This is a genomic window from Pseudanabaena sp. lw0831 (genome assembly GCF_016584665.1).
Lineage (GTDB): Bacteria > Cyanobacteriota > Cyanobacteriia > Pseudanabaenales > Pseudanabaenaceae > Pseudanabaena.
In genome coordinates, this window is record NZ_BBJB01000096.1 from 1 (window position 1) to 19,193 (window position 19,193).

A 19,193-nucleotide genomic window follows, 5' to 3' on the forward strand; every position below is an offset into this window, starting at 1 on the left:
CGAACCATTTAACTGTTTTGGTAAGCTTTAACTCGTTGCAGTCGATTATGAATCCGACTTGCTAGATCGATCCCCACGATTGGTTTGCATAGATAGTCATCTGCGCCAACACTAAAAGCGAGATTTTGGGTGTTGACATCCGTCATCACACTTAGAAATAAAACAGGTAAACGCTGCCAGTCAAGATTGCTCCTTAGAGCTTGACAGAGTTCAAGTCCATTTATCTCAGGCATATTGACATCCAACACTAAGACATCAGGCTCCACAGATTGCAACACTGTCCAAAAGTCCTGTGGATCAGCCAAGGTCGTTACTTTAAAGCCCCAAGGCTTCAGGAGCTTAGGAAGCGATCGCAAACAATCGACATCATCATCGACAATCATCACTTTAGTTCCGAATTGAGAATGATCTAACTCAAGTTTTGAAGATGATATATCCGCGATCGCTGCGATTGGAGCACTTTGAATTAGATACGTATTTTGAATTGACTCTTCTAAAGAAGTTACCAAGGCTTCTAAAATTTCTAACTGTTGTTTTTTTAGTAAAAGTTGGCTAGCGAGCAAATTTTCTAATTGACGCGCCAATTGCATCGCGATCGTCAAGCCAAGGGTTCCCAAAGTCCCAGCTAATTTGTGAGCCACTTGTTGAGCCTGCGCTTGTAATTGTGGAGCCAGTTCACCAGATTGTAATTTCCTGACAGCTTGAAATAATACTTCTAATTGTTCAATACTTTTTGGCTTGGTGTCTATCCAAAGTTGGTTTAAGAATTCTAAATACTGCTTTTGTTGATTATCTTGAGACTTTGATTGGACTAACTTAGGTAAATTGGGACTACCAGACTCAATTTCGTTTGGTATTCCGACCTCAGCTACCTTATCTGGCGCTTTGAGGTAATAGCCACGCCCATGGACAGTCGCAATAAAATCTGACGGTGCACCTACTTCTACTAACTTATGACGCAATCGCCGAATATGCGATCGCACTGTTGCTTCGGAGGGAAACTCATCGGATGACCATAAGCGATCGAGGATCTCGTCAGCACTGAGTAAATGCTGACTATCGCGCAATAAAAGCTCTAGCAACTCATATTCTTTATTCGTGAGTGTCAGTGAATGATCATTGTAAGAAACCTCGCAAGTACTAGGATTTAGCAGTAAATCTCCCCAAACTAGTACAGGAAAAGAACTGGCATTACTTCGCCGCAGTAAGGCTCGAATCCGTGCAATTAATTCGGCAACATCAAAAGGTTTAACCACATAGTCATCAGCCCCTGCATCTAATCCACTGACCTTAGCGGTGCTGGCATTTTGCGATGTAAGTAATAGAATTGGGGTGGTATATCCTTCGGAGCGAAAGCGTTGACATAGGCTGATTCCGTCTAGCTTGGGCAAAACGATATCTAACATAATTAGGTCATACTCAAAGGTCGAGCCATAAGTCCAACCCATTTCGCCATCTTTGACTACATCCACAATGTAGTGATGTTCTGTCAGGTTTTTAGTTAAGACAGCAATTAATACATCATCATCTTCTACGAGCAATATTTTCATAGCTTTTACCAATCCAGCATTTTCGCAATCTGATCGGGGAGATCAAGGGAATTAAAAGGTTTTGTAATCACCCCACTGACACCTAAATCATTAAATTGCCTTCTCTCGGAGGTTTGAACTTTGGCGGTTAAGAAAATCACGGGAATCTGGGCGGTTTGTGGATCGGTCTGAAGAGCCTTAAATGTGGCAATACCATCCATATCTGGCATCATCACATCTAGCAAAATGGCATCAGGGATTTCGTCACAAGCAGTTTTAATCCCTTGTGGACCCGAACTCGCAATTAACACATCCCAATCAGCGACCATCTGAATACCAAACTGCACAACAGTTTGAATGCTTTCTTCATCATCAACAATCAAAATCCGTTTAGTTGGCATGGCTCTCTGTTAGCTATAAACAGTAATTTTCATTATGAATCTATTTGTGCTTTTTGTGCAGGGCTGATGTCTATACAGTACAGGAAGGTTTGTTTTTGATTAAGCCTTCAGGAGATACAGTTGCGATCGCAAATGATCGTAGTTTTGCGCCCAAAGTTTGGTAATGCCTCGTATATGGTGAATGAGTTTGGTTGGGCGTAAATGGTTCGTTTACACAGTCAATAATGGTAATGTAAAAGAGAAAGTACTACCCTCACCGAGAGTACTTTCTGCCCAAATTTTGCCCTCATGCTGCTCAATAATCTTACGACAGATAGTTAACCCTAGCCCCGTCCCCCCCTTCCGTCTTGAATCTGATGAATCCACTTGTTGGAATCTTTCAAAAATACTTTCCAGCTTATCCGATGGAATTCCTTGCCCTTGATCGCGAACTGAAAATAGTACTTCTGTATTCGATTTGCCCTCAGCGGTTAGCCAAACCGTACCATCAGTTGTTGAGAACTTGATCGCATTGCTGAGGAGATTGGTAAGAGCTTGCACGATATAATCTGAATCAACTAAAATCTCGATATCAATTGGCTTAACTGCCAAAACTACACCCTGCTGCTGAGCCATTGGTTGCATAGATTCTGTTGCTTGGATCATTAAAGCCGCGACATTGCAGACCTGCTTTTCCATTCTCACATCGCCTGACTCAATCCTCTTCAAATCAAGAACATTATTTACTAAACGCACCAACCTCTCTGTGTTGTCATCAGCGATTTCTAGCATTTGCTTGCCATCATTAGACAGACTGCCTAAGCGTCCCGTCGCCAAAATTTTTAAAGCACTATGCAGAGATGTTAAGGGCGTTCGTAACTCATGGCTGACCACAGCGATAAATTCATCTTTCATGCGCTCGATCGCTTTGCGATCGCTAATATCACTCGTCAGCGCAAAGAACCCGATGACATTTTTCTGTTCGTCCAGATGCGGAATATAAGTAACATTTACAGAGCAAGGTAGCCCATCTTTTAAGGTGATTTCATTTTCGTAGGTTACCACTTGCCCCAATAATGCTAACTTCACATAGACTTGCATTCTTTCATAGCAGTCAATTCCCCACACAGTTTGGAGATTACTGTCAAAAATATCGGCGGGTGATTGTCCTAGCCAATCTTCATAGGCTTTGTTGTTAAATCTATAGCGCTGATGTTCATCTACATAGGCAATCAGCACTGGTAGCGCATTGGTAATCAATCTCAACTGTTCTTCGCTGCGTCTTAGTGCGGCTTCAGCTTGCATCCGATCGTTGATTTCCTGCTGAAGACTACGATTGACTTCTTGCAATTCGGCAGTGCGAACTTCGACTATTTCTTCTAAATGTTCTAATAACTGCGCCTGAGCTAAGGCAATGCTGATCTGGTCTGCAAGTTGTTGCATTAGCTCCAGTTCAAAATCGGCCCAGTGGTGAGGGCGATCGCAATGGTGAGCAATTACTAATCCCCATAGCTGGTTAGGTGCGATCGCTTCATTTTGTTGATGGGAATTCAGATTTTGCAGAATTGGCACAATCAACTTGGCTTTGATATGGAACTGATTAATAAACTCGATTAAGCATTCTGATAATCCTGCTTTGGGATCGTGCACATCTGCGATCGCCCTTACCCGTCCTTCAGCATAAAGTTGTTGATATTCAGTTGGAAAGACTTCTTCAGGAAATTCTAAATCGAGAATCTTGGGGTAGTCGGGTAGAACTGCTTCGCTAATGGCGCGTCCTGTGCCATTGGGTAAAACTTGATAAATGAGTACGCGATCGGCTTGCAAGATGCGCTGTACTTCCGTTACGGTAGCGCGGAGGATTTCCTTGAACTGCAATGACTGGCGAATTTTAAGCGTAACCTCGGCAAACAACTTCACCCATTGCCGTTGTCGCCACAGCTCATCTTGCTCATGGGTTGGAGCCGTGAGGGATTCTTTCGAGACAGGTGGCTGAGTTGCTGGGCGAGAATTAGAACGCTTGCTTTTAGCCATTTTCAAGAAGATAATTAGGAATTAGAGTGTGTTTGAGAAGTTTTGCCTCTGCCCCCCTAGCCCCCCAATTCTGGGGGGAACCAGATTCAAGTCCCCCAGAATTGGGGGATTTAGGGGGCAAGAACATTGGCTTTAGCTGAAAATTTAGAACGTATTGACTTCTCAAACACGCTCTTAGTAAGCTTATTTTAGGATGGTTAGGGCTAAACCTGCCGCTAACTTGTAGGGGGCAGGTTTAGCAACGACTCAATGGTTTATCCATAGCTTTGTTCCAAAACCTGCCCCTACACACTTTCTCTTAGGAATTTCCTAATTAGGAAAAATGCGTAAACGTCGATTTGGCTCGGAGCCGTAGCTTTCCGATCGCAGTTGATAATGTTCAACTAGTTCGTGCTGCATCCGCCGAATAATCGATGAACGGGGCAATAACTCGACAGGTTGATTCTTGGGAATCACGATCTGCTCAACGGCTAGTCTTGTCTCTTCGAGCGCTTCGATTTCATCCTCAGAATCCCCATAGGCGAACATATTCAAGTCGCTAACCGTATCCGCAGGACTCTCATCGATATGCAAAATCCTTCGTAATGCGCGAGTGATTTGCGGCAGAGTGCTAGTTTTGATCGCGTGAATGGGAATCTGTCGCGCTTCGGCAACTTGGCGCACTTTGGAGCTAGTGCGAATCTGCGATCGCAGAGCCAGCACAATATCTGCTTCATCCAGATCCTTGGTGATTTCAATCGGTAAATTGATCGATTGCACCACCTGTTCAGTTTGATGGCGGCTGACTCCATAGAGATAGACATTCAGCGTCCCGAAGCGTTCTCGCATGGCGACATAGGAAGACATATCGCCAAATTCTTCTGCATCATCGTCATCAGATTCATTCAGCTCTGCCACGCTTGTATTGCTAATCTTGTTAGACAGATCGGCTATTTCCGATCGCATTTGTACTTGTGGATCGAGGGGAATGGGCTTAATCTTGCCCGTGGCCCGCCAACCTTTGACCGCAGGATTTCGCATCACTTCAGGATTTTTGGGCTTCTCTTCGGTGGTAGTGACTTCGCCTACATCACTGACTGCGCGAATTTGACGACCAGGGTCGCGATCGCGCAAGAGCATATCAATGGTTCCCGCCACATCGTCATGGACTGCCCAACGGTAGCGTTCCCACATTTCTACAGCAATATCGAAAGTTGGCTGGGCTTTGCGCTCCAAAATGCTCTTTTGAGGCAAGCCGCGCCGCCGCATTTCTTCATCGCCGAGGGTGACCGATTGAATGCCGCCGATCAGATCGGATAGGGTAGGGTTTTTGATTAAATTGGCGAGTTGATTACCGTGAGCCGTGCCAACGAGTTGCACACCTCGTTCCGCGATCGTTCGAGCCGCTAATGCTTCGAGTTCAGTGCCGATCTCATCGATGACGATCACTTCAGGCATGTGGTTTTCCACCGCCTCGATCATCACTTGGTGTTGCAACTCAGGCTGCGAGACTTGCATTCTGCGGGCGCGTCCGATCGCAGGGTGAGGAATGTCGCCATCGCCAGCAATTTCGTTGGATGAGTCAATAATGACGACGCGCTTATTTAGGTCATCGGCAAGTACACGGGCAATTTCACGTAGGGCTGTAGTTTTGCCCATCCCTGGTTTACCCAGTAATAAAATCGATTTACCTGTTTCTACTAAGTCTCGAATCATCGCGATCGTGCCATAGACAGCCCGACCAACGCGACAGGTTAGACCAATGATTTCGCCTTTGCGGTTGCGGATGGCACTGATACGGTGGAGTGTGCGTTCGATACCTGCGCGGTTATCGCCGCCAAATTCGCCAACTTGCTTGACACAAAGCGCCAAATCTTCTTTGGTAATCGGGTCATCGGTTAGATATTTGGTGCTGTCAAAATAACGTGCTTCTGGCAACCTGCCTAAGTCCATCACAATTTCGACAAGTTGTTCTAACCCGCCGCAGAGTTCAATGCTGCTTTTAATGCGCGGTGGCAAAATATCGAGGAGTTGATCGAGGTTGTCTGTAACTTGCTTGCGGATGGATTCCATTAGGCTTTTTAAGGTTTTACAGTTAGGTTTTGATTTGCGAAACTAATTGACGGGCGATCGCAACAGTTTGCCAGAGTAAGCAAGGACGATCTTCGAGGCGATCGGGTATTTCTTCTCCCAGACCTTCTAGAAAATCCATCACGATTTTACGGGCATAGCTGCCATAGGCAACCCCAGCTACTGGGATGTTTGCTTGGCGCAGTTTTGGGACAGTACTAGCATTTGTACCACCAGCCAGTTGCACAAAGCCATGGGGTAACTGAAAATTCAGCACTTTTTGCCCTAATTGCAGCGTTGCCCTAGTTGCGCCATCACCTATATCGCCACTCATCGGTCTGCCATCGGTTTGCCAGATCAGCGATCTCGGCTTGGGGTTCATACCTTCGAGCAAAGACATGAGGTAATCACGCAGATCTTCGCAATCGGGGAAGCTGACGGCTACCAACTTGAGCTTGGGGATAATCGGACTCAAGCGCTGCCAAAATGCGGCAAATTCTTTGGTTCGATTGGGTTGCGTATGAATTTCGATCGCATTAACTGACTGGTTAAGTACTTCATCAAAAATATTTTCAGGGACATAAACCTGTTCGCGGGTATGAATAATTTGCACTGGACATAGCGGTAAGCAACGACCGCACCCATAACAAAGACTTGGCATGATCCCATTGTAATCATTACTAAATTGTATTGCTGTGGTAGGACATACTTTTTCACAAGGACGGCTGCAATCGCTAGGACAAAGCTCAGGATCAAAAAATGCTTTCCGAAAATGAGGGTCTTCGCCATCGTTAAAGCTGACCATTACTAAAGGCGCGATCGCCGTTGGTTCTAACTTGAGCGCTGCGGCAATTCCTGCTCTGGCGGCAGCGATCGTGGCTGGGTCGGGAGCCATATCAATACAATCAGCTCCTGCCAATGTATAAATCAGGGCAAGATTGCGAATTGCGGGTAAATGTTGGTAACTCGCACCACAAATGAGCTTAAACCACTGGTGCGATCGGAGAGCTTCAAGTTCCATATTTCTATATTATCGCGGTTACCACGCTGTGGTTAATCCCAAAACACAAAATGACTACGCCATTTGGCGTTTTAAAAAACCTTACCGAGTTAATTTTTTAATTCACAAGAGTGTGGCAAGACATATAACCTAAAAGCCAAACGAGAGTGGCGGCGCAAAGCGCCGCCACTCTCGTTTGGCTTTTGGAGCATGGTTGCGAAAATACGCAACTACGATCGCTTTTTGCGATAATGCAAGATATAAAGCGTGAGTTGAAATTATGGCTATTTTTGCTGCTGTTCAAACCCCTGAAAAAGTTAGAGATACTGTCAAGGAGGTAGTACGCAAGCCTTACCCGAAATATAAGGTCATTGTGTTAAACGATGATTTCAATACCTTTGAGCATGTTTCTGAATGCTTGATGAAATATATCCCGAACATGAATGAGGAGATGGCTTGGGAGTTGACCAATCAAGTTCATTTTGAGGGCTTAGCGATCGTTTGGGTGGGTCCGATGGAGCAAGCGGAGCTTTATCATGCCCAACTAAAGCAAGCAGGTTTAACGATGGCTCCTCTTGAAGCTGAGTAAATGTGCTTTTGGTATTGCTTAACAATTATTTCGAGGTGAATTGAGGTTGTTCTGTGGTTCCAAATCATTTGTTCAATGCGCTTGCTTTGGGCAGTTGCATTGAACAAATAGTCAGAGGTTTGAGCAGTTTTAGGTTCTCGAACTCAGCCTGCCATCAACTTAGCGATCGCTGGACGCTCGTAGCAGCGCTTCAGCCATCCTGTGACGTTGGGGAAACGAGTCAAGTCAATCTCCATTGAACCGATCCAGCCAACGATGCCTTGTAGATGAGTGTCTGCGAGACTATAGTCGCCGAGTAAAAAAGATCTTCCTTCTAACCCACCATTGAGAATTCTGAGACAGTCAGCGAGATCGGCTTTTGCTTTTTCCATAGCGATCGCGCTTTTCATCTCAGGAACTGCTGCTTCCTCTGAGTTAGTTTCAACATCTCCCTGCATTTCAGTCGGCAAGGATGCGAATAATCGACTAGCTGGTTCTGCAAGCGTGACGTTGCCCCATGCGATCCATTTCATTGCTTCACCGCGCTTTGGTCCTGGTGCGGGATAAAGCTTTGCCTCCACTCCAAAGACTTCACCTAAGTACATCGTGATCGCAGAAGACTCCCAAATCGCCATTCCTTCATGTACGATCGCAGGGACTCTTCCGTTTGGGTTAACCTTCAGGAATTCAGGCTTTTTGGTATCTCCAATACTGATATTGAGTGTTTCGAGATCGAAAGGGATAGCAAGTTCCGCGAGAACGGCTTCGGTAATGCTAGCAGTGGACATGGGAGCGAAATAGAATGTAAGACTCATTGATTTTTTCTCTTAGAGTTTGACTTTCAACTGTGGGGCGAAAGCAGAAGTTGATCTAGGCATCTGAGCTACCTAGCGTCTGAATTGAGCAAAAATAGATTGACTCCAAATCGACATCAAAATATCACAATGTTGTCCTAATCTAATGTGACTGGTTATACTCCGATCTTGTAATAATTATTTGACCTTGCGGCAGGAATCATCCTGAAAGCGATCGCCAATAACTTCTCGGAACTCATCAACGAAGCAAATCATTTTTGAGTGCTTAATTTCGGCGATAAACAGATAACTTTGACGGGCGTTTCGGTTTGGTATAACGTTCTAGTTGAGCCGCCGCAGTGTTAGGCTTTTGCTGGGGCTATAAGGTAGCGATGATTAGGAGAAAGGGATAAAAAGAACTTGACCCTCATATTCTTCAGGTTCGCTACAACAAATAAATAGTTCTAAATCATCAATGATTTTACCAATGGGTGCTGTCGCAATCACTTCAACAACTCCAGTCATAGGTAATCCTTGATTGACGCGCTCGTATGCATACATCGCAACAGTGGCTACGTCATGGGTAAGCAAGATACGTCCCTCGTTCGCAGCCCATTCCAAAATAACTGGATCATCAGTATGCATCAGCCCTACGTCTTGCACTCGAACTAAATCCAGTTCAGGCAAGCGTCTCATTAGACCACGCAATATGGCTCCGTTAAAATTTTCGTCACTTAGAAGGCGCATTTTGCCCCGATTCTTTTTGTGACTGACGAGTAAGCAAGCGCTGCCTCAGTTCCACTAGGTTGTGCTTTTGAGTAAGTTGCTGTCTGAGTTGTTGAGCTTTTTGATTGCGTTGCTCTAAATAATTGTCAATTTCCTGACGATGATTTAGATAATAAGCGATCGCACTATATATGTCTTCTAAATGAAGAACTGGATACTGAATAGCGATTTCTTCTGGAGTAGAGCCATTGTGGTATGTTGCAAGTAGACTATCTAGAGTTACTCGACTCGAACCTATACGGATACCTCCCGCTTCATCCCAACGTAGAGGGGGAGAGGTTGCGTGGAATTTGGCTGGGGCGCTCATTAGGGACATGTTGCACCTGAATTGAACTGTATAAAAATATTGTAGCAAGAAGCATAATGCGATCGCATGTCCAAAAATTGAAGGAGATCGCCCCCAGTGTATTCAAACGCGATCGCTTAACTATATATTTGCCTTAGCGATCGCAGTTCCCCATACGAGACAAAATCAAATAAACCTGTGATAGCTTTGTATGTGTAACTTCATAACTAAAAGTCATGAGCATATCATCACCCCAAATTTCAACCTTGGTTAAAATTATGGAGTCTTTGCCTGCCAGTTTACAGGAGAGAGTTACCGATCATTTGCGAGAATATATTAACGATCTGCAAGATGAAATTAAATGGGATAACTCATTTGCAAAAAGTCAATCAAAGTTAGTGGCTGCGGCAAGACTTGCTAAACAAGAAATTGCTGAGGGTAAGGCGGTTGCTCTTGATTTCAATCAGTTATGAAGCCATCTATTTTGCCTTCTTTTTGGATTGAGTACCGCAAGCTAAATGATGATGTCAGGCAAAGTGCAAGAAAGGCTTATCGTCTATGGGCGGATAATGCTTTTCACCCGTCTTTACATTTTAAATGTATTAATAGCGAGGAATCGATTTGGTCTGTCAGAATAACGAGAAATTATCGTGCACTTGGGATTCTTGATGGTGATTCTGTAACTTGGTTTTGGATTGGTAGTCATGATGATTATGAGAACTTTTTCTGATTAAGTGATACTTGGGTTTAATAAATTAGACTGCGCGATCGCCCCTCATCTAAACAAACTAAACCGCGATCGCATAATAATTATTAGTCTTTGCGGCAGAACGCATCTTGAAAGCGATCGCCAATAACTTTTCTAGACTCAACGACGAAGCGAACCATTTCTGATGGCACAATCTCGGATATAAACAGACAACTTTAGCGGGCGTATCGCTTCTGTATAACGACCAAGGTCACTGGCAGCAATTCCGTTTAATTTCCTGTACTCAGAACGATCAGTTATACCAATTCACAAAAGTGTGCCAACACTTTTGTGAATTAAAAACCAAACCCAGCAGGGGTTTTAAAAACACCAAATGGCAAAGCCATTTGATGTTTTAGTATTATTAACAATTTTGGTGTGGACGGTGGTAATGGAAGATTAGGGGAGGAAACGATCGCGCTACAATGGTCAATATGGTGAATCTATTCTGAAAATACCCATGGCAAATTCTTCGTTTCCCAATGTGACCGCTCTTGCTGAAGCCGCTTTGCTCGAAAGACAATCGCTGCCACCTGAATTGTTGGAAGCAGAGACAGTCCGTCCTAGCTATGATGGCTTGGGACTGGCGAATGTGCCCGCCTTAGCGATGCATTGGTTGGGGATCGATAAGATGCCAGCTTCCATCGCTACGTTGCCACCATTCAATCCATCGCTGTTGGAGAATCCAGCCGTGACCGAGGCGTGGGAGTCTTGGCAACAGCAGGATGACATCAACCATGTGGTTCTATTGATCGTGGATGCCTTTGGTTATGATCAACTCCAAACTGTAATGGCAGACGGTGATGCCCCTGGACTAGCGATCGCCTGCGGGAGTCCCCAAGCTTTTTTCATCCCTGCGACTTCGGTCTTTCCAAGCACCACCGCCACTGCTCTCACCAGCGCTGCCACTGCCCACGCTCCTGCCCAACATGGCATCATGGGGACAAGAGCCTATGTCCGAGAAGTGGGAAGTATTGTCAATTTTCTACGGTGGACACCAGGTTTATCACCCAATTCGACCCCCTATCTAGATTCGCAACTCAATCCAGAGACGTTTGTCCCCGTCCCGAATTTATATTTGACCTTGGAGGATGCTGGGATCAATGTGGGGATTGTCAACTGGCGCAACTTTCGAGGAACTAGCGTCAGTCGGTTCACCACAGGCGGCGCGCAAGCGGGTAAACAAGGGTATGTTGATTATCTGACAGCAAGCGATGGATTTGTTCAGCTTCGAGATCGTCTGCTCAGTCTTCAAGAGAAAAGCCTTCAAGAGAAAACTAAGAGTTTTACACACCTCTATATTCCGAATTTAGACAGTGCAGCCCATCGGTATGGTCCCCTGAGTCCTTGTTACCGAGCAGAGGTTGCAACGCTAGATTTTGCGTTGAAGCGGGAGTTGTTCGAGCCATTGCGGGGTCGATCAGACATTGTGTTATTACTGGTCGCCGATCATGGACAACGGACGATCGCCCCAGATAAAGTACTGTGGTTGAATCACCATCCTGAGTTAACGAAATGCCTATGCGCTCCCGCGACGGGTGAGTCGCAAGCTCGATTTTTGCATGTTAGATCGGGTCAAGAAGAATCAGCGATCGCCTATATTCAGACTCATTTGAGAGATCGGTTTTTAGCAATTCCAAAAGATAAAGCAATCCATCTTGGATTATTTGGATTACCCGAACAGCCACCTACTGAGGAAATGGGAGATCGCATGGGAGATTTGATTTTAATTCCCCAAAATGGCTGGTCTTGTTTTCAGCATGTGGGAGAGACGAAACCAGAGGATTGTCAAACGACGCTCATAGGTATTCATGGCGGTGTGACGCGGGCTGAAATGCTGATCCCGTTTTTAGCCTATCGATTTTAGGCTGATCGCAATCCCTATCTATTCTGTGCTGTTATTGCTAATTCGCACGCTAAAGAATGGATAGATTTCTCTCTAACAGTGGATTACATATTCTTGTTGAGCATTAAAGTAAGAGTGCTAATTTATCCGTGTGATCGCATGTCCAAAAGTTGAAGGTGATCGCTACAATGCATTTAAGCGCGATCGCTCAATGATTAATTGATAGCCCTGTTATTATCAATCATTTGCTAGACGAAACTCAATATTATGCTTAACTAACGGAATCTCTCCAGACGATACTTTGATGCACCATACACCAACACAATTTATTTCAACAGGTAGAAGGTTTATGACAGGATAACGGCGTATTTGAGAATTAGATTGTATTGATAAATCGTAATATGAAATTAATGTAGTGTGACCTTCAGGATCTTCAATAGAGTAGTCGATCCTAAGCATCGTATTTATTGGAACGCTACCTGTCTCAAAAATGCATACTAAATTTAGTTGTAAATTGCACGGTAAAGATGGAACTGTGCACCATTCCCATCCACCACCAAGCACATAAAGCAGTCCTTGTAACTCTCGGACTGCATCAACAAGAAAGATACTTGATACTTTAAGTCCATTGTCAATATCAGTTATGTCTGCTGAACGACCAGTATAACTAACCACACCGCCACCGCCGCCGCCAGCACCAAGGGCTTGACCATCTCCGCCATCAGCATCAATTGGCTCATGAAATCCTGATGGTGTTACACCGACTATGTTGATTACTCCACCATCTCCGCCATCTCCACCCAAGTATCCACCATCTCCACCCGCTTTAAAAAATGCTCCTTGAAAGTTCATATACACATTTGGTGGTGAATAACTTTCAAGTGTCATTTTCAATTTGGCAACTAGTGCTTCTGATAGCGCAAATTTATCAGGCGACAATTTCTTTGCATTTTCCTCATGCCTAGCTTTTAGCTGAGTCAAGAATTCAACAGTATACCTATGAAGGTTTTCTGGGGCATCAATCACTTTGTGATGATTTCTGCAAAGGAGAATTAGATTCTCGAAGGAGTGCCTTTCTTCAGAAGTTTGTTGAGGATTATATCGAGAACCACCAGGATTCTGAGCGCATATATGACAAACCTCCCCCAGTATAGTGCTGGTAATAGGATCAATAATTTTAGTAGGGCAATCTGGAAATGCACATTGATTCATCGATAGTGCAAACAGCTTCCGTATAGTTGAGTCTCTCGGTGATTTTAATTCTGTCATTTTTTCTCTGGTTTCCTTAACAGATTTGACAAGAAAGACAGAAGAGGGGTAAAGAAACCTTGATTTCAAAAGTATGATTAATAATTATACTGAAAGTTTCTGCATAATCGCCCTCGCCTTTATTATGACAACTATACAGAAAATTTCGGGGTAACACAATTATTTTGCGTTTTACATGGAATTTGTCTGGGTAACATCCCATATAGGTGAGTTATACAGAAAATTTCTGTGTAACATGACATAGCAAAAGCCAAAAAACTTCTAGACTGATCGCAAAACACCACATTCAACTCAAAACGAAGCTAGACATTCCTGCATTGCTTGCGTCATAGTCTCGCGATCGCTGTGATAGCGACGACCATGCCCAGGCAAAACCCACTCAAACTGATAGGTTGCTAACCGTTCCATCGATCGCCCCAGTTCATCCCATGAATACCAACAGGCATTCCGAAACGCGATTAAACGATGAAGTTGCGCAGACCATGCCAGATGATCGCCCGAAAACAGAAACTTTTGTCCATAGAGTAAAACCGTATGTCCCTTGGTATGTCCAGCCACAGGAATAATTAGCAGATCATCCGCGATCGCGATCGCATCTGTTCCCGTCAATTGCATCTCGACACTGCGCGTGCTTGTAACAATATCATCTTGATGCAGAATGCGATCGCATCCAAAATGGTCGTGAAACTTCTGATGATCGGCAACATCATCACGATGGGTCAAATACAAATAACGAATCCCTCCCATCGCTTCCAGTTGTTTCACCAATGGAGCCGCAAAACGTGGTGAATCAACCAAAATATTGCCTTCGGGATGCTGGATCAAGTAACTAGCCGCACCATAGGAAGATTCCGCATGAAAACCGCAATGGAAGACATTTTGGTCAATGAGAATGGGGAAACTTTGCTGCACCACCTGAATATCGGTGGGCTTCTCGACTGTGGCAATCGAAGCAGTGGGACAGGATAGAACTGCTTGTAAGGCTCTGAGCCGTTCGATTTCATTAGTGGGCTGATGATAAACAGCAGACTGCTCGGCTACTTGATGAAATATCTCTGGAGCCATCCATCGACAGGTATCGCAATCAATGCAGGAGCTATCAACATAAAAATCACCAATGACATTATGAGGAAGTCGCCGTTCAATTTTTGCCATAATATTTCTTACCCGAAGAATAAGCGTTATAAAGTGAATGATTAGTGGTGCACGGCTCCGCCGCGCACCACTAATCATTCACTGGGAAGGGAGTAACTACTTGGAAGTTGCAGGTTTGTCATAAAATTGCTTTGAAAAGTCTGGAATTGACTTAGGATCGAAACCCAGTCGAACAAAACTGATCGATTTTAATTCCCTATCCACATAATGAATAAATTTAGCTGGAGTTATACTTTCATTAGCGATCGTTTCACCTGTTGCCAAATAACTCAAAACCTCATTTCTTAAGCCCAAATAATTGACATATATCTTTTGGCTAGCTTCAAGATTATCTTTTTGTTGAAATATCAGAGAGATATTGCCATAAAAGATCACAATTCCACTGGTTACGATAAAGATATTTATAAGCGCATTATTGACTCTTTCCCATCCTACTTTACTAATAAAGAAGAGACTCACGATCGCTAAGGCAGCACATGCACCCATCGTCGCCAATGAGATGTAGTACTGTTTATAGAAAAATCCCATGATGTTGGCGTGTTTGTCAGCAAGTCTCTCAATCTCTTGAAATTGCGAGATCATTCTATTCCGCTCATATATTGTTGGTGATAGCTTTGCTGTAGCGGATTCTAATTGTTCTACGGTGATTCTTTCAGGTTTGAAAATCCATTCTTTTTCCCATGCAGTACTAATTACAAACATGATGATCCAAGAAATTAATGCAATCGAAATTAGAGCACCAGATAACGCAATATGCCCTAACAATGTCGGTTGATAGTTATTATCTCTAGCAATTGCCCATATTAGCCATTTGGGAATGGGACTTGACGGGATTTGTGCTTTCTCTTGATCTAAAGACATGACACAACTTTTAGACCTTTAATATGTTTGCCGCTATTCGCTTTGCCACATCTTTGTTTTTCCAATAACTTCCGTGAGCACTGCCACCATTAGCTAGAGCCAAGAATGTTTGTCGAATAGGAGGTGTTTGGACAATGAACTCCCAGAAGCCAGAACCGCGAGTAAGAACATCTTCTATTTCAACATACTTCTCAGAGCCAGTAATTAACTTACTAATTACTTTTTCTAGTGGCCAAGCAATCGGATCGCCAGGATGGATGAAGTTGAGCCAAGGTAACTTATTACCTCCTTTGACGAGATTCTTTAATAAATCTTTCAAGCTTGGACTAATATCATGAGTACTTTCATCGTTAGTATTCTTACCACTAATAGTAATTAGGCTAAACAAAGGGATTGGGGAACCCATGGTCTGAATGCTAGCCAGTCGAATACCTTGTTTAGGATTTTGTCCAATTCCGTAAAGTTGATCTCTGATCGCCTTTACACTCTGATGACCAGGGATCTCTGGATCATCCCATCGGCTAGCAAAGAGAATATCGAACAGCATTACTGTTCCCCAACTGTGAGTTACTAGATGTAGGCGATCTTCTGGTTCATAATTCCCTAAACCTCTGAAAGCCTGTTCTTTGAGCTGATCTGCTGCCATAGATCCAATTAGGCGACTAATGTAAAGCCCTGCATCTCCAACAAATTGCAGCATTTGACGCTTGCGAAAATCTTGGAACCAAATTTGGTTCCACTTAGAGGAGCCTTCTAAGCTTGACAGCAGTTCTTCTAAGGATGCTTGGTTGACGTTGCCCCAGTAAAGAGGAACTTTAATGCACTTACGATCGGGAGATTCTTTCTGAACTATCTCAGCAGTCAGATTAAACAGATTATCGGCATAAGTATAAATCTGTCTTTCTTCATTCCCTGTTGATTCCCGCACATTCACACCATGCAGAAAAAGTACATAATCTTTTGGCATAAGTTAAGCTTTCCTTCCTTAATTTGATTAACACTAAGTGAATAATAAAAACTTTTTCAGGATTTTTACTTTGACGATGAGAACTCCATAAAGATATTGGGTAGTCTAACGTTTGAATTGATTGGCAGTAGATATCTTTAACTCGATCAAAATCATAGCTTTTTTTCACTCTAATGATGTGTTATAAACCGATCGCTTAATAATTATTTGTCTTTGCGATCGCATTACAAGATCTGCGATCGCATTATAGTTCAGGCACAGATAGTCCTCTGCATATCTTTTTTGCAAGTTGATTCTTGATTTCATTATGGCGAGGGATAGCTTCCATTTCTCCTGTTTTAGGATTTATCCATAGAGAATGCCCTGCTCCTTCTCTTTTCAAAATACAGCCAAATTCCTTCAAATGCCTGATCAGGTCGCCTCTCTTCATAAAAATGCGATTTCTTTATAAATCACTTTAGAAGATACTTTGGCGATCGCCTGTTCTCTTAGCTCTTCAAAAATAAGCTGTATGGCAAGTCGTAAATCTTCAAAGCATTCTTCAATGGTTTCTCCTTGCCCATTTGCGCCAGATACTTCTGGACAATAGGCAAAATAGCCACCTTCTTCAGCCTGTTCAATGATTGCGGTGAGATTTTTCATCACTATAGTTAAGACATTGTTTTATAGGTTTATAGGCGATCGCATTACAAGATCGCTACTTTATCTAAACATTATAATCGCTGCCTTTTCAAACAGCGCGATCGCATTACAAGATCGGCGATCGCAATACACCTCAAACCAAGTAGGGTGTGTTAGCGTAGCGTAACGCACCAACTAAAATCATCAGAAAGGTGCGTTATATTTCATTAACGCACCCTACGCGATCAGCGATCGCACTGCAATTATTCTGATGAGATCTCACTAATTTGAACTTTGCAAGTGATGCACAATAAGTCGAGTTGATTCTTGTCCTTTTATTTCACTAAATATTGCCCCTTTCAGTATTTTAAAATTTTTATTCAACTTTTTTTTGAGTTGTGCGGCTATTTCTGTAGCTATGCTTAAATTTGCATCATCATAGTAGATAACACTACTATCTTTCTCCATCCATTGAGGTGGATTACCATACAACTGTGATTCAACTATAGCGAAGCCTTGTTGTTTTAACATCTGCTCTGTTTGTTGGAAAATATCTTCTGGAATATTACTAGCATAGTAGTTAAGGATAATACTATTTGCTTGATATGCTTGGGCTTTAGCATCTTTCCAAAACTCTTTAGAAGTATTGTCTGATGAGGTCTGTTCAAGCCTTCTAAATACGTTCTCCCCAAATTGTGGATAGGCTACAAGAATTATATCTTTCATTAGTTTTCGTTCATTATTGTTGTTACTGTAAATAGCATCCTTGTTTGCTACGATAAATTTGGCTAGTTCTATGCTGTGTTCTCTATCTTTCTGTTCCCGCAATAACTCAATCTCTTTTGCTTTTTGCGCTTGAAACAACGCAAACTCCTTTTCCTTTTGCTCCCGCAGAATTTCAATCTCCTTAGATTTAGACAAATCTGTTTGGAGAAATTGTATGTATGAAATCAACACCGCTGATATTGATACTATTGCAGTAATAATCGTTGGAAGATGCTTCTTAAAAACGGATTTATCTTCCCTATATTTCTCTTGCTCAAACTGAAACTTACGTTCTTCAAGTTTAAGTAACTCATTCTTATGTTCTTGTTCTTCCATATTCATTGCTCCTCAGAGGCTGAGAACCTAACAGTTGGATTGAGTGGTAGCAGATATCTGTAGCTTAATTAAAAATCATAGCTGCTTTTTTGCTTTAATGATTTTGTTATAAACCAATCACTTAACAATTATTTGTCTTTGAGATTGCTGTTTGGTCGAGGATGCCCCAATATTTTCGGGTCATCCGCAACCAAACAGTGATTGATCGCTAAGCAGCTTGAAGTATCTTCGGCTCAGGAATAGATTCACCTTCCATTTGCCAAGCTTCTAGGTGCATTTCAATAACTTCTTCACCATTATGACTTGCTTTCTCACGAGTTTCGCCATGAGTACAGGGCATGACAACGAGATCGGCAAATTCTGGAATTGTAACTAGAAACAACCGATCCACCTCAGACCATTGAACATTCATACTGTATCTACTCATAAATCCTCCTCCTGATTCTCTAGCTTCTTGATTGCATCCAATAATTTTGTAGTTACCGCACACCATGATCAGCGACTGTACTAAGGTTTATTCATTTGTTTCCTGATTTGGCGCAACTCATCAGCAATTTCAGCCATAGATATAGCTGTAGGTTCAATCCTAAAACCAAGGAGTCCGAAACTAAAACCTCGTAATATGGATGAGGAAATCTCAGCATCTAGAACGCTAGGTATTTTCCTTCTTAGTTCTAACCCTGGCTCCGCAGCGTCAACAGTAATGTTTGCTTGTTCATGATTACTAAGCAAAAACTCAAGCTCAAAACTACTTCTAGGATTTATAAAAGAGATATCAATGCGACAACAATTTTGGTCATTTTTCCACGTAATATTTTTACCATACTCACCTAGATCTACCACAGGTTGAGTTCTAAGGATACTGGTTCCCTTGTTGAAGGTAACTGCAAGAGCAAACTTCTCAACTATATCGTCACCTATACTAACGAACCTTAATTTCACAGTACTCAGTGAATCAGGCTTAAAATCCCCCACTTGGATGGTAACTTGAATACCAAGTACTTGAGAAAGTTCTCGCGGTATTAGATTGCTTTCAGATATTACAGCCCAAGCAATAATCTTACGCTTACGATTTAATCTAGGCACAACTATACCTGCTGATATAGCACCTAGAAAAAATGTGACAATCCAACCAGCTATTGAAATGTAATCCCATGTTTCCATTGAGTTAAATCGAAATTACTACTTTTGATCTATTG

Annotated in this window: 22 protein-coding genes and 2 pseudogenes; 5 read left to right on the top strand and 19 right to left on the bottom strand. The window is 42.9% G+C overall.

Translation table 11 applies throughout. From position 1 onward, the window contains the following. Nucleotides 1-8 precede the first annotated feature (8 nt). Nucleotides 9-1,550 (bottom strand): response regulator, encoded by a 1,542-nt coding sequence (locus APA_RS20445; protein ID WP_201324076.1) that lies wholly within the window; start codon nucleotides 1,548-1,550, stop codon nucleotides 9-11. A 5-nt stretch (nucleotides 1,551-1,555) separates the two neighbouring features. Further along, entirely contained in the window at nucleotides 1,556-1,930 is a 375-nt protein-coding gene (locus APA_RS20450; protein ID WP_201324077.1) for a response regulator, read from the bottom strand. A gap of 65 nt (nucleotides 1,931-1,995) precedes the next feature. Between APA_RS20450 and APA_RS25885 the strand changes: the two are divergent. Then, nucleotides 1,996-2,094: pseudogene (locus APA_RS25885) on the top strand (DUF3782 domain-containing protein); the annotation flags it as partial. A 46-nt stretch (nucleotides 2,095-2,140) separates the two neighbouring features. Here APA_RS25885 and APA_RS20455 read toward each other — a convergent pair. From APA_RS20455 to APA_RS20465, 3 genes are all read right to left on the bottom strand, one after another. Further along, on the bottom strand, nucleotides 2,141-3,943 hold the full coding sequence (locus APA_RS20455) for an ATP-binding protein (protein ID WP_201324078.1): 1,803 nt from the start codon (nucleotides 3,941-3,943) through the stop codon (nucleotides 2,141-2,143). Between the two features lie 309 nt (nucleotides 3,944-4,252). After that, nucleotides 4,253-5,995, bottom strand: coding sequence for a R3H domain-containing nucleic acid-binding protein (locus tag APA_RS20460; protein WP_201324079.1), 1,743 nt, complete (start codon nucleotides 5,993-5,995; stop codon nucleotides 4,253-4,255). A 22-nt stretch (nucleotides 5,996-6,017) separates the two neighbouring features. Beyond that, on the bottom strand, nucleotides 6,018-7,013 hold the full coding sequence (locus tag APA_RS20465) for an LdpA C-terminal domain-containing domain (RefSeq protein WP_201324080.1): 996 nt from the start codon (nucleotides 7,011-7,013) through the stop codon (nucleotides 6,018-6,020). 259 nt (nucleotides 7,014-7,272) lie between these two features. On the opposite strand from APA_RS20465, the gene clpS reads away from it, so the two are divergent. Continuing rightward, complete coding sequence (gene clpS / locus APA_RS20470; RefSeq protein WP_201324081.1) at nucleotides 7,273-7,581, top strand: ATP-dependent Clp protease adapter ClpS; 309 nt, start codon at nucleotides 7,273-7,275, stop codon at nucleotides 7,579-7,581. 143 nt (nucleotides 7,582-7,724) lie between these two features. Here clpS and APA_RS20475 read toward each other — a convergent pair whose 3' ends face one another. The 3 genes from APA_RS20475 to APA_RS20485 form a co-directional block, all read right to left on the bottom strand. Beyond that, nucleotides 7,725-8,375 (bottom strand): glutathione S-transferase family protein, encoded by a 651-nt coding sequence (locus APA_RS20475; RefSeq protein WP_201324082.1) that lies wholly within the window; start codon nucleotides 8,373-8,375, stop codon nucleotides 7,725-7,727. A 375-nt stretch (nucleotides 8,376-8,750) separates the two neighbouring features. Continuing rightward, nucleotides 8,751-9,101 (bottom strand): DUF5615 family PIN-like protein, encoded by a 351-nt coding sequence (locus tag APA_RS20480; protein ID WP_201324083.1) that lies wholly within the window; start codon nucleotides 9,099-9,101, stop codon nucleotides 8,751-8,753. Further along, entirely contained in the window at nucleotides 9,085-9,456 is a 372-nt protein-coding gene (locus APA_RS20485; protein WP_201324084.1) for a DUF433 domain-containing protein, read from the bottom strand. Before APA_RS20485 ends, APA_RS20480 begins: the two co-directional genes overlap by 17 nt. 212 nt (nucleotides 9,457-9,668) lie before the next feature. Between APA_RS20485 and APA_RS20490 the strand changes: the two genes are divergently transcribed. The 3 genes from APA_RS20490 (at nucleotide 9,669) to APA_RS20500 (ending at nucleotide 12,041) form a co-directional block, all read left to right on the top strand. After that, nucleotides 9,669-9,899 (top strand): hypothetical protein, encoded by a 231-nt coding sequence (locus tag APA_RS20490; protein WP_374101379.1) that lies wholly within the window; start codon nucleotides 9,669-9,671, stop codon nucleotides 9,897-9,899. Further along, nucleotides 9,896-10,156, top strand: a complete 261-nt coding sequence (locus APA_RS20495) for a hypothetical protein (protein ID WP_201324086.1) — start codon at nucleotides 9,896-9,898, stop codon at nucleotides 10,154-10,156. The genes APA_RS20490 and APA_RS20495 overlap by 4 nt, the downstream gene beginning before the upstream one ends. A gap of 478 nt (nucleotides 10,157-10,634) precedes the next feature. Continuing rightward, entirely contained in the window at nucleotides 10,635-12,041 is a 1,407-nt protein-coding gene (locus APA_RS20500) for an alkaline phosphatase family protein (RefSeq protein WP_201324087.1), read from the top strand. 216 nt (nucleotides 12,042-12,257) lie between these two features. Here the strand turns inward: APA_RS20500 and APA_RS25315 are convergent, their stop codons facing one another. The 11 genes and pseudogenes from APA_RS25315 to APA_RS20545 all read right to left on the bottom strand — a co-directional run bounded on the left by APA_RS25315 (nucleotide 12,258) and on the right by APA_RS20545 (nucleotide 19,158). Beyond that, entirely contained in the window at nucleotides 12,258-12,908 is a 651-nt protein-coding gene (locus APA_RS25315) for a hypothetical protein (protein ID WP_236579926.1), read from the bottom strand. A 141-nt stretch (nucleotides 12,909-13,049) separates the two neighbouring features. Continuing rightward, nucleotides 13,050-13,289 (bottom strand): annotated as a pseudogene (locus tag APA_RS25890) (HNH endonuclease); the annotation flags it as partial. A 291-nt stretch (nucleotides 13,290-13,580) separates the two neighbouring features. After that, entirely contained in the window at nucleotides 13,581-14,444 is an 864-nt protein-coding gene (locus tag APA_RS20510) for an MBL fold metallo-hydrolase (protein ID WP_201324089.1), read from the bottom strand. Between the two features lie 96 nt (nucleotides 14,445-14,540). Continuing rightward, a complete protein-coding gene (locus APA_RS20515; RefSeq protein ID WP_201324090.1) occupies nucleotides 14,541-15,305 on the bottom strand; it encodes a hypothetical protein in 765 nt (254 codons plus the stop codon). 10 nt (nucleotides 15,306-15,315) lie between these two features. Beyond that, nucleotides 15,316-16,272, bottom strand: coding sequence for a hypothetical protein (locus tag APA_RS20520; RefSeq protein ID WP_201324091.1), 957 nt, complete (start codon nucleotides 16,270-16,272; stop codon nucleotides 15,316-15,318). 165 nt (nucleotides 16,273-16,437) lie between these two features. Then, the gene (locus APA_RS20525; RefSeq protein WP_201324092.1) at nucleotides 16,438-16,578 is read right to left on the bottom strand and encodes a hypothetical protein; all 141 of its coding nucleotides are present in this window, start codon (nucleotides 16,576-16,578) and stop codon (nucleotides 16,438-16,440) included. Beyond that, on the bottom strand, nucleotides 16,517-16,702 hold the full coding sequence (locus APA_RS25895) for a type II toxin-antitoxin system HicA family toxin (protein ID WP_374101378.1): 186 nt from the start codon (nucleotides 16,700-16,702) through the stop codon (nucleotides 16,517-16,519). The genes APA_RS20525 and APA_RS25895 overlap by 62 nt, the downstream gene beginning before the upstream one ends. After that, a complete protein-coding gene (locus tag APA_RS20530) occupies nucleotides 16,699-16,914 on the bottom strand; it encodes a type II toxin-antitoxin system HicB family antitoxin (protein ID WP_201324093.1) in 216 nt (71 codons plus the stop codon). Before APA_RS20530 ends, APA_RS25895 begins: the two co-directional genes overlap by 4 nt. A 261-nt stretch (nucleotides 16,915-17,175) precedes the next feature. After that, nucleotides 17,176-17,994, bottom strand: coding sequence for a LytR C-terminal domain-containing protein (locus APA_RS20535; protein ID WP_201324094.1), 819 nt, complete (start codon nucleotides 17,992-17,994; stop codon nucleotides 17,176-17,178). Nucleotides 17,995-18,202: 208 nt separating this feature from the next. Beyond that, entirely contained in the window at nucleotides 18,203-18,421 is a 219-nt protein-coding gene (locus APA_RS20540; protein ID WP_201324095.1) for a type II toxin-antitoxin system HicB family antitoxin, read from the bottom strand. A gap of 80 nt (nucleotides 18,422-18,501) precedes the next feature. Next, on the bottom strand, nucleotides 18,502-19,158 hold the full coding sequence (locus APA_RS20545) for a hypothetical protein (RefSeq protein WP_201324096.1): 657 nt from the start codon (nucleotides 19,156-19,158) through the stop codon (nucleotides 18,502-18,504). Between the last annotated feature and the right edge of the window lie 35 nt (nucleotides 19,159-19,193).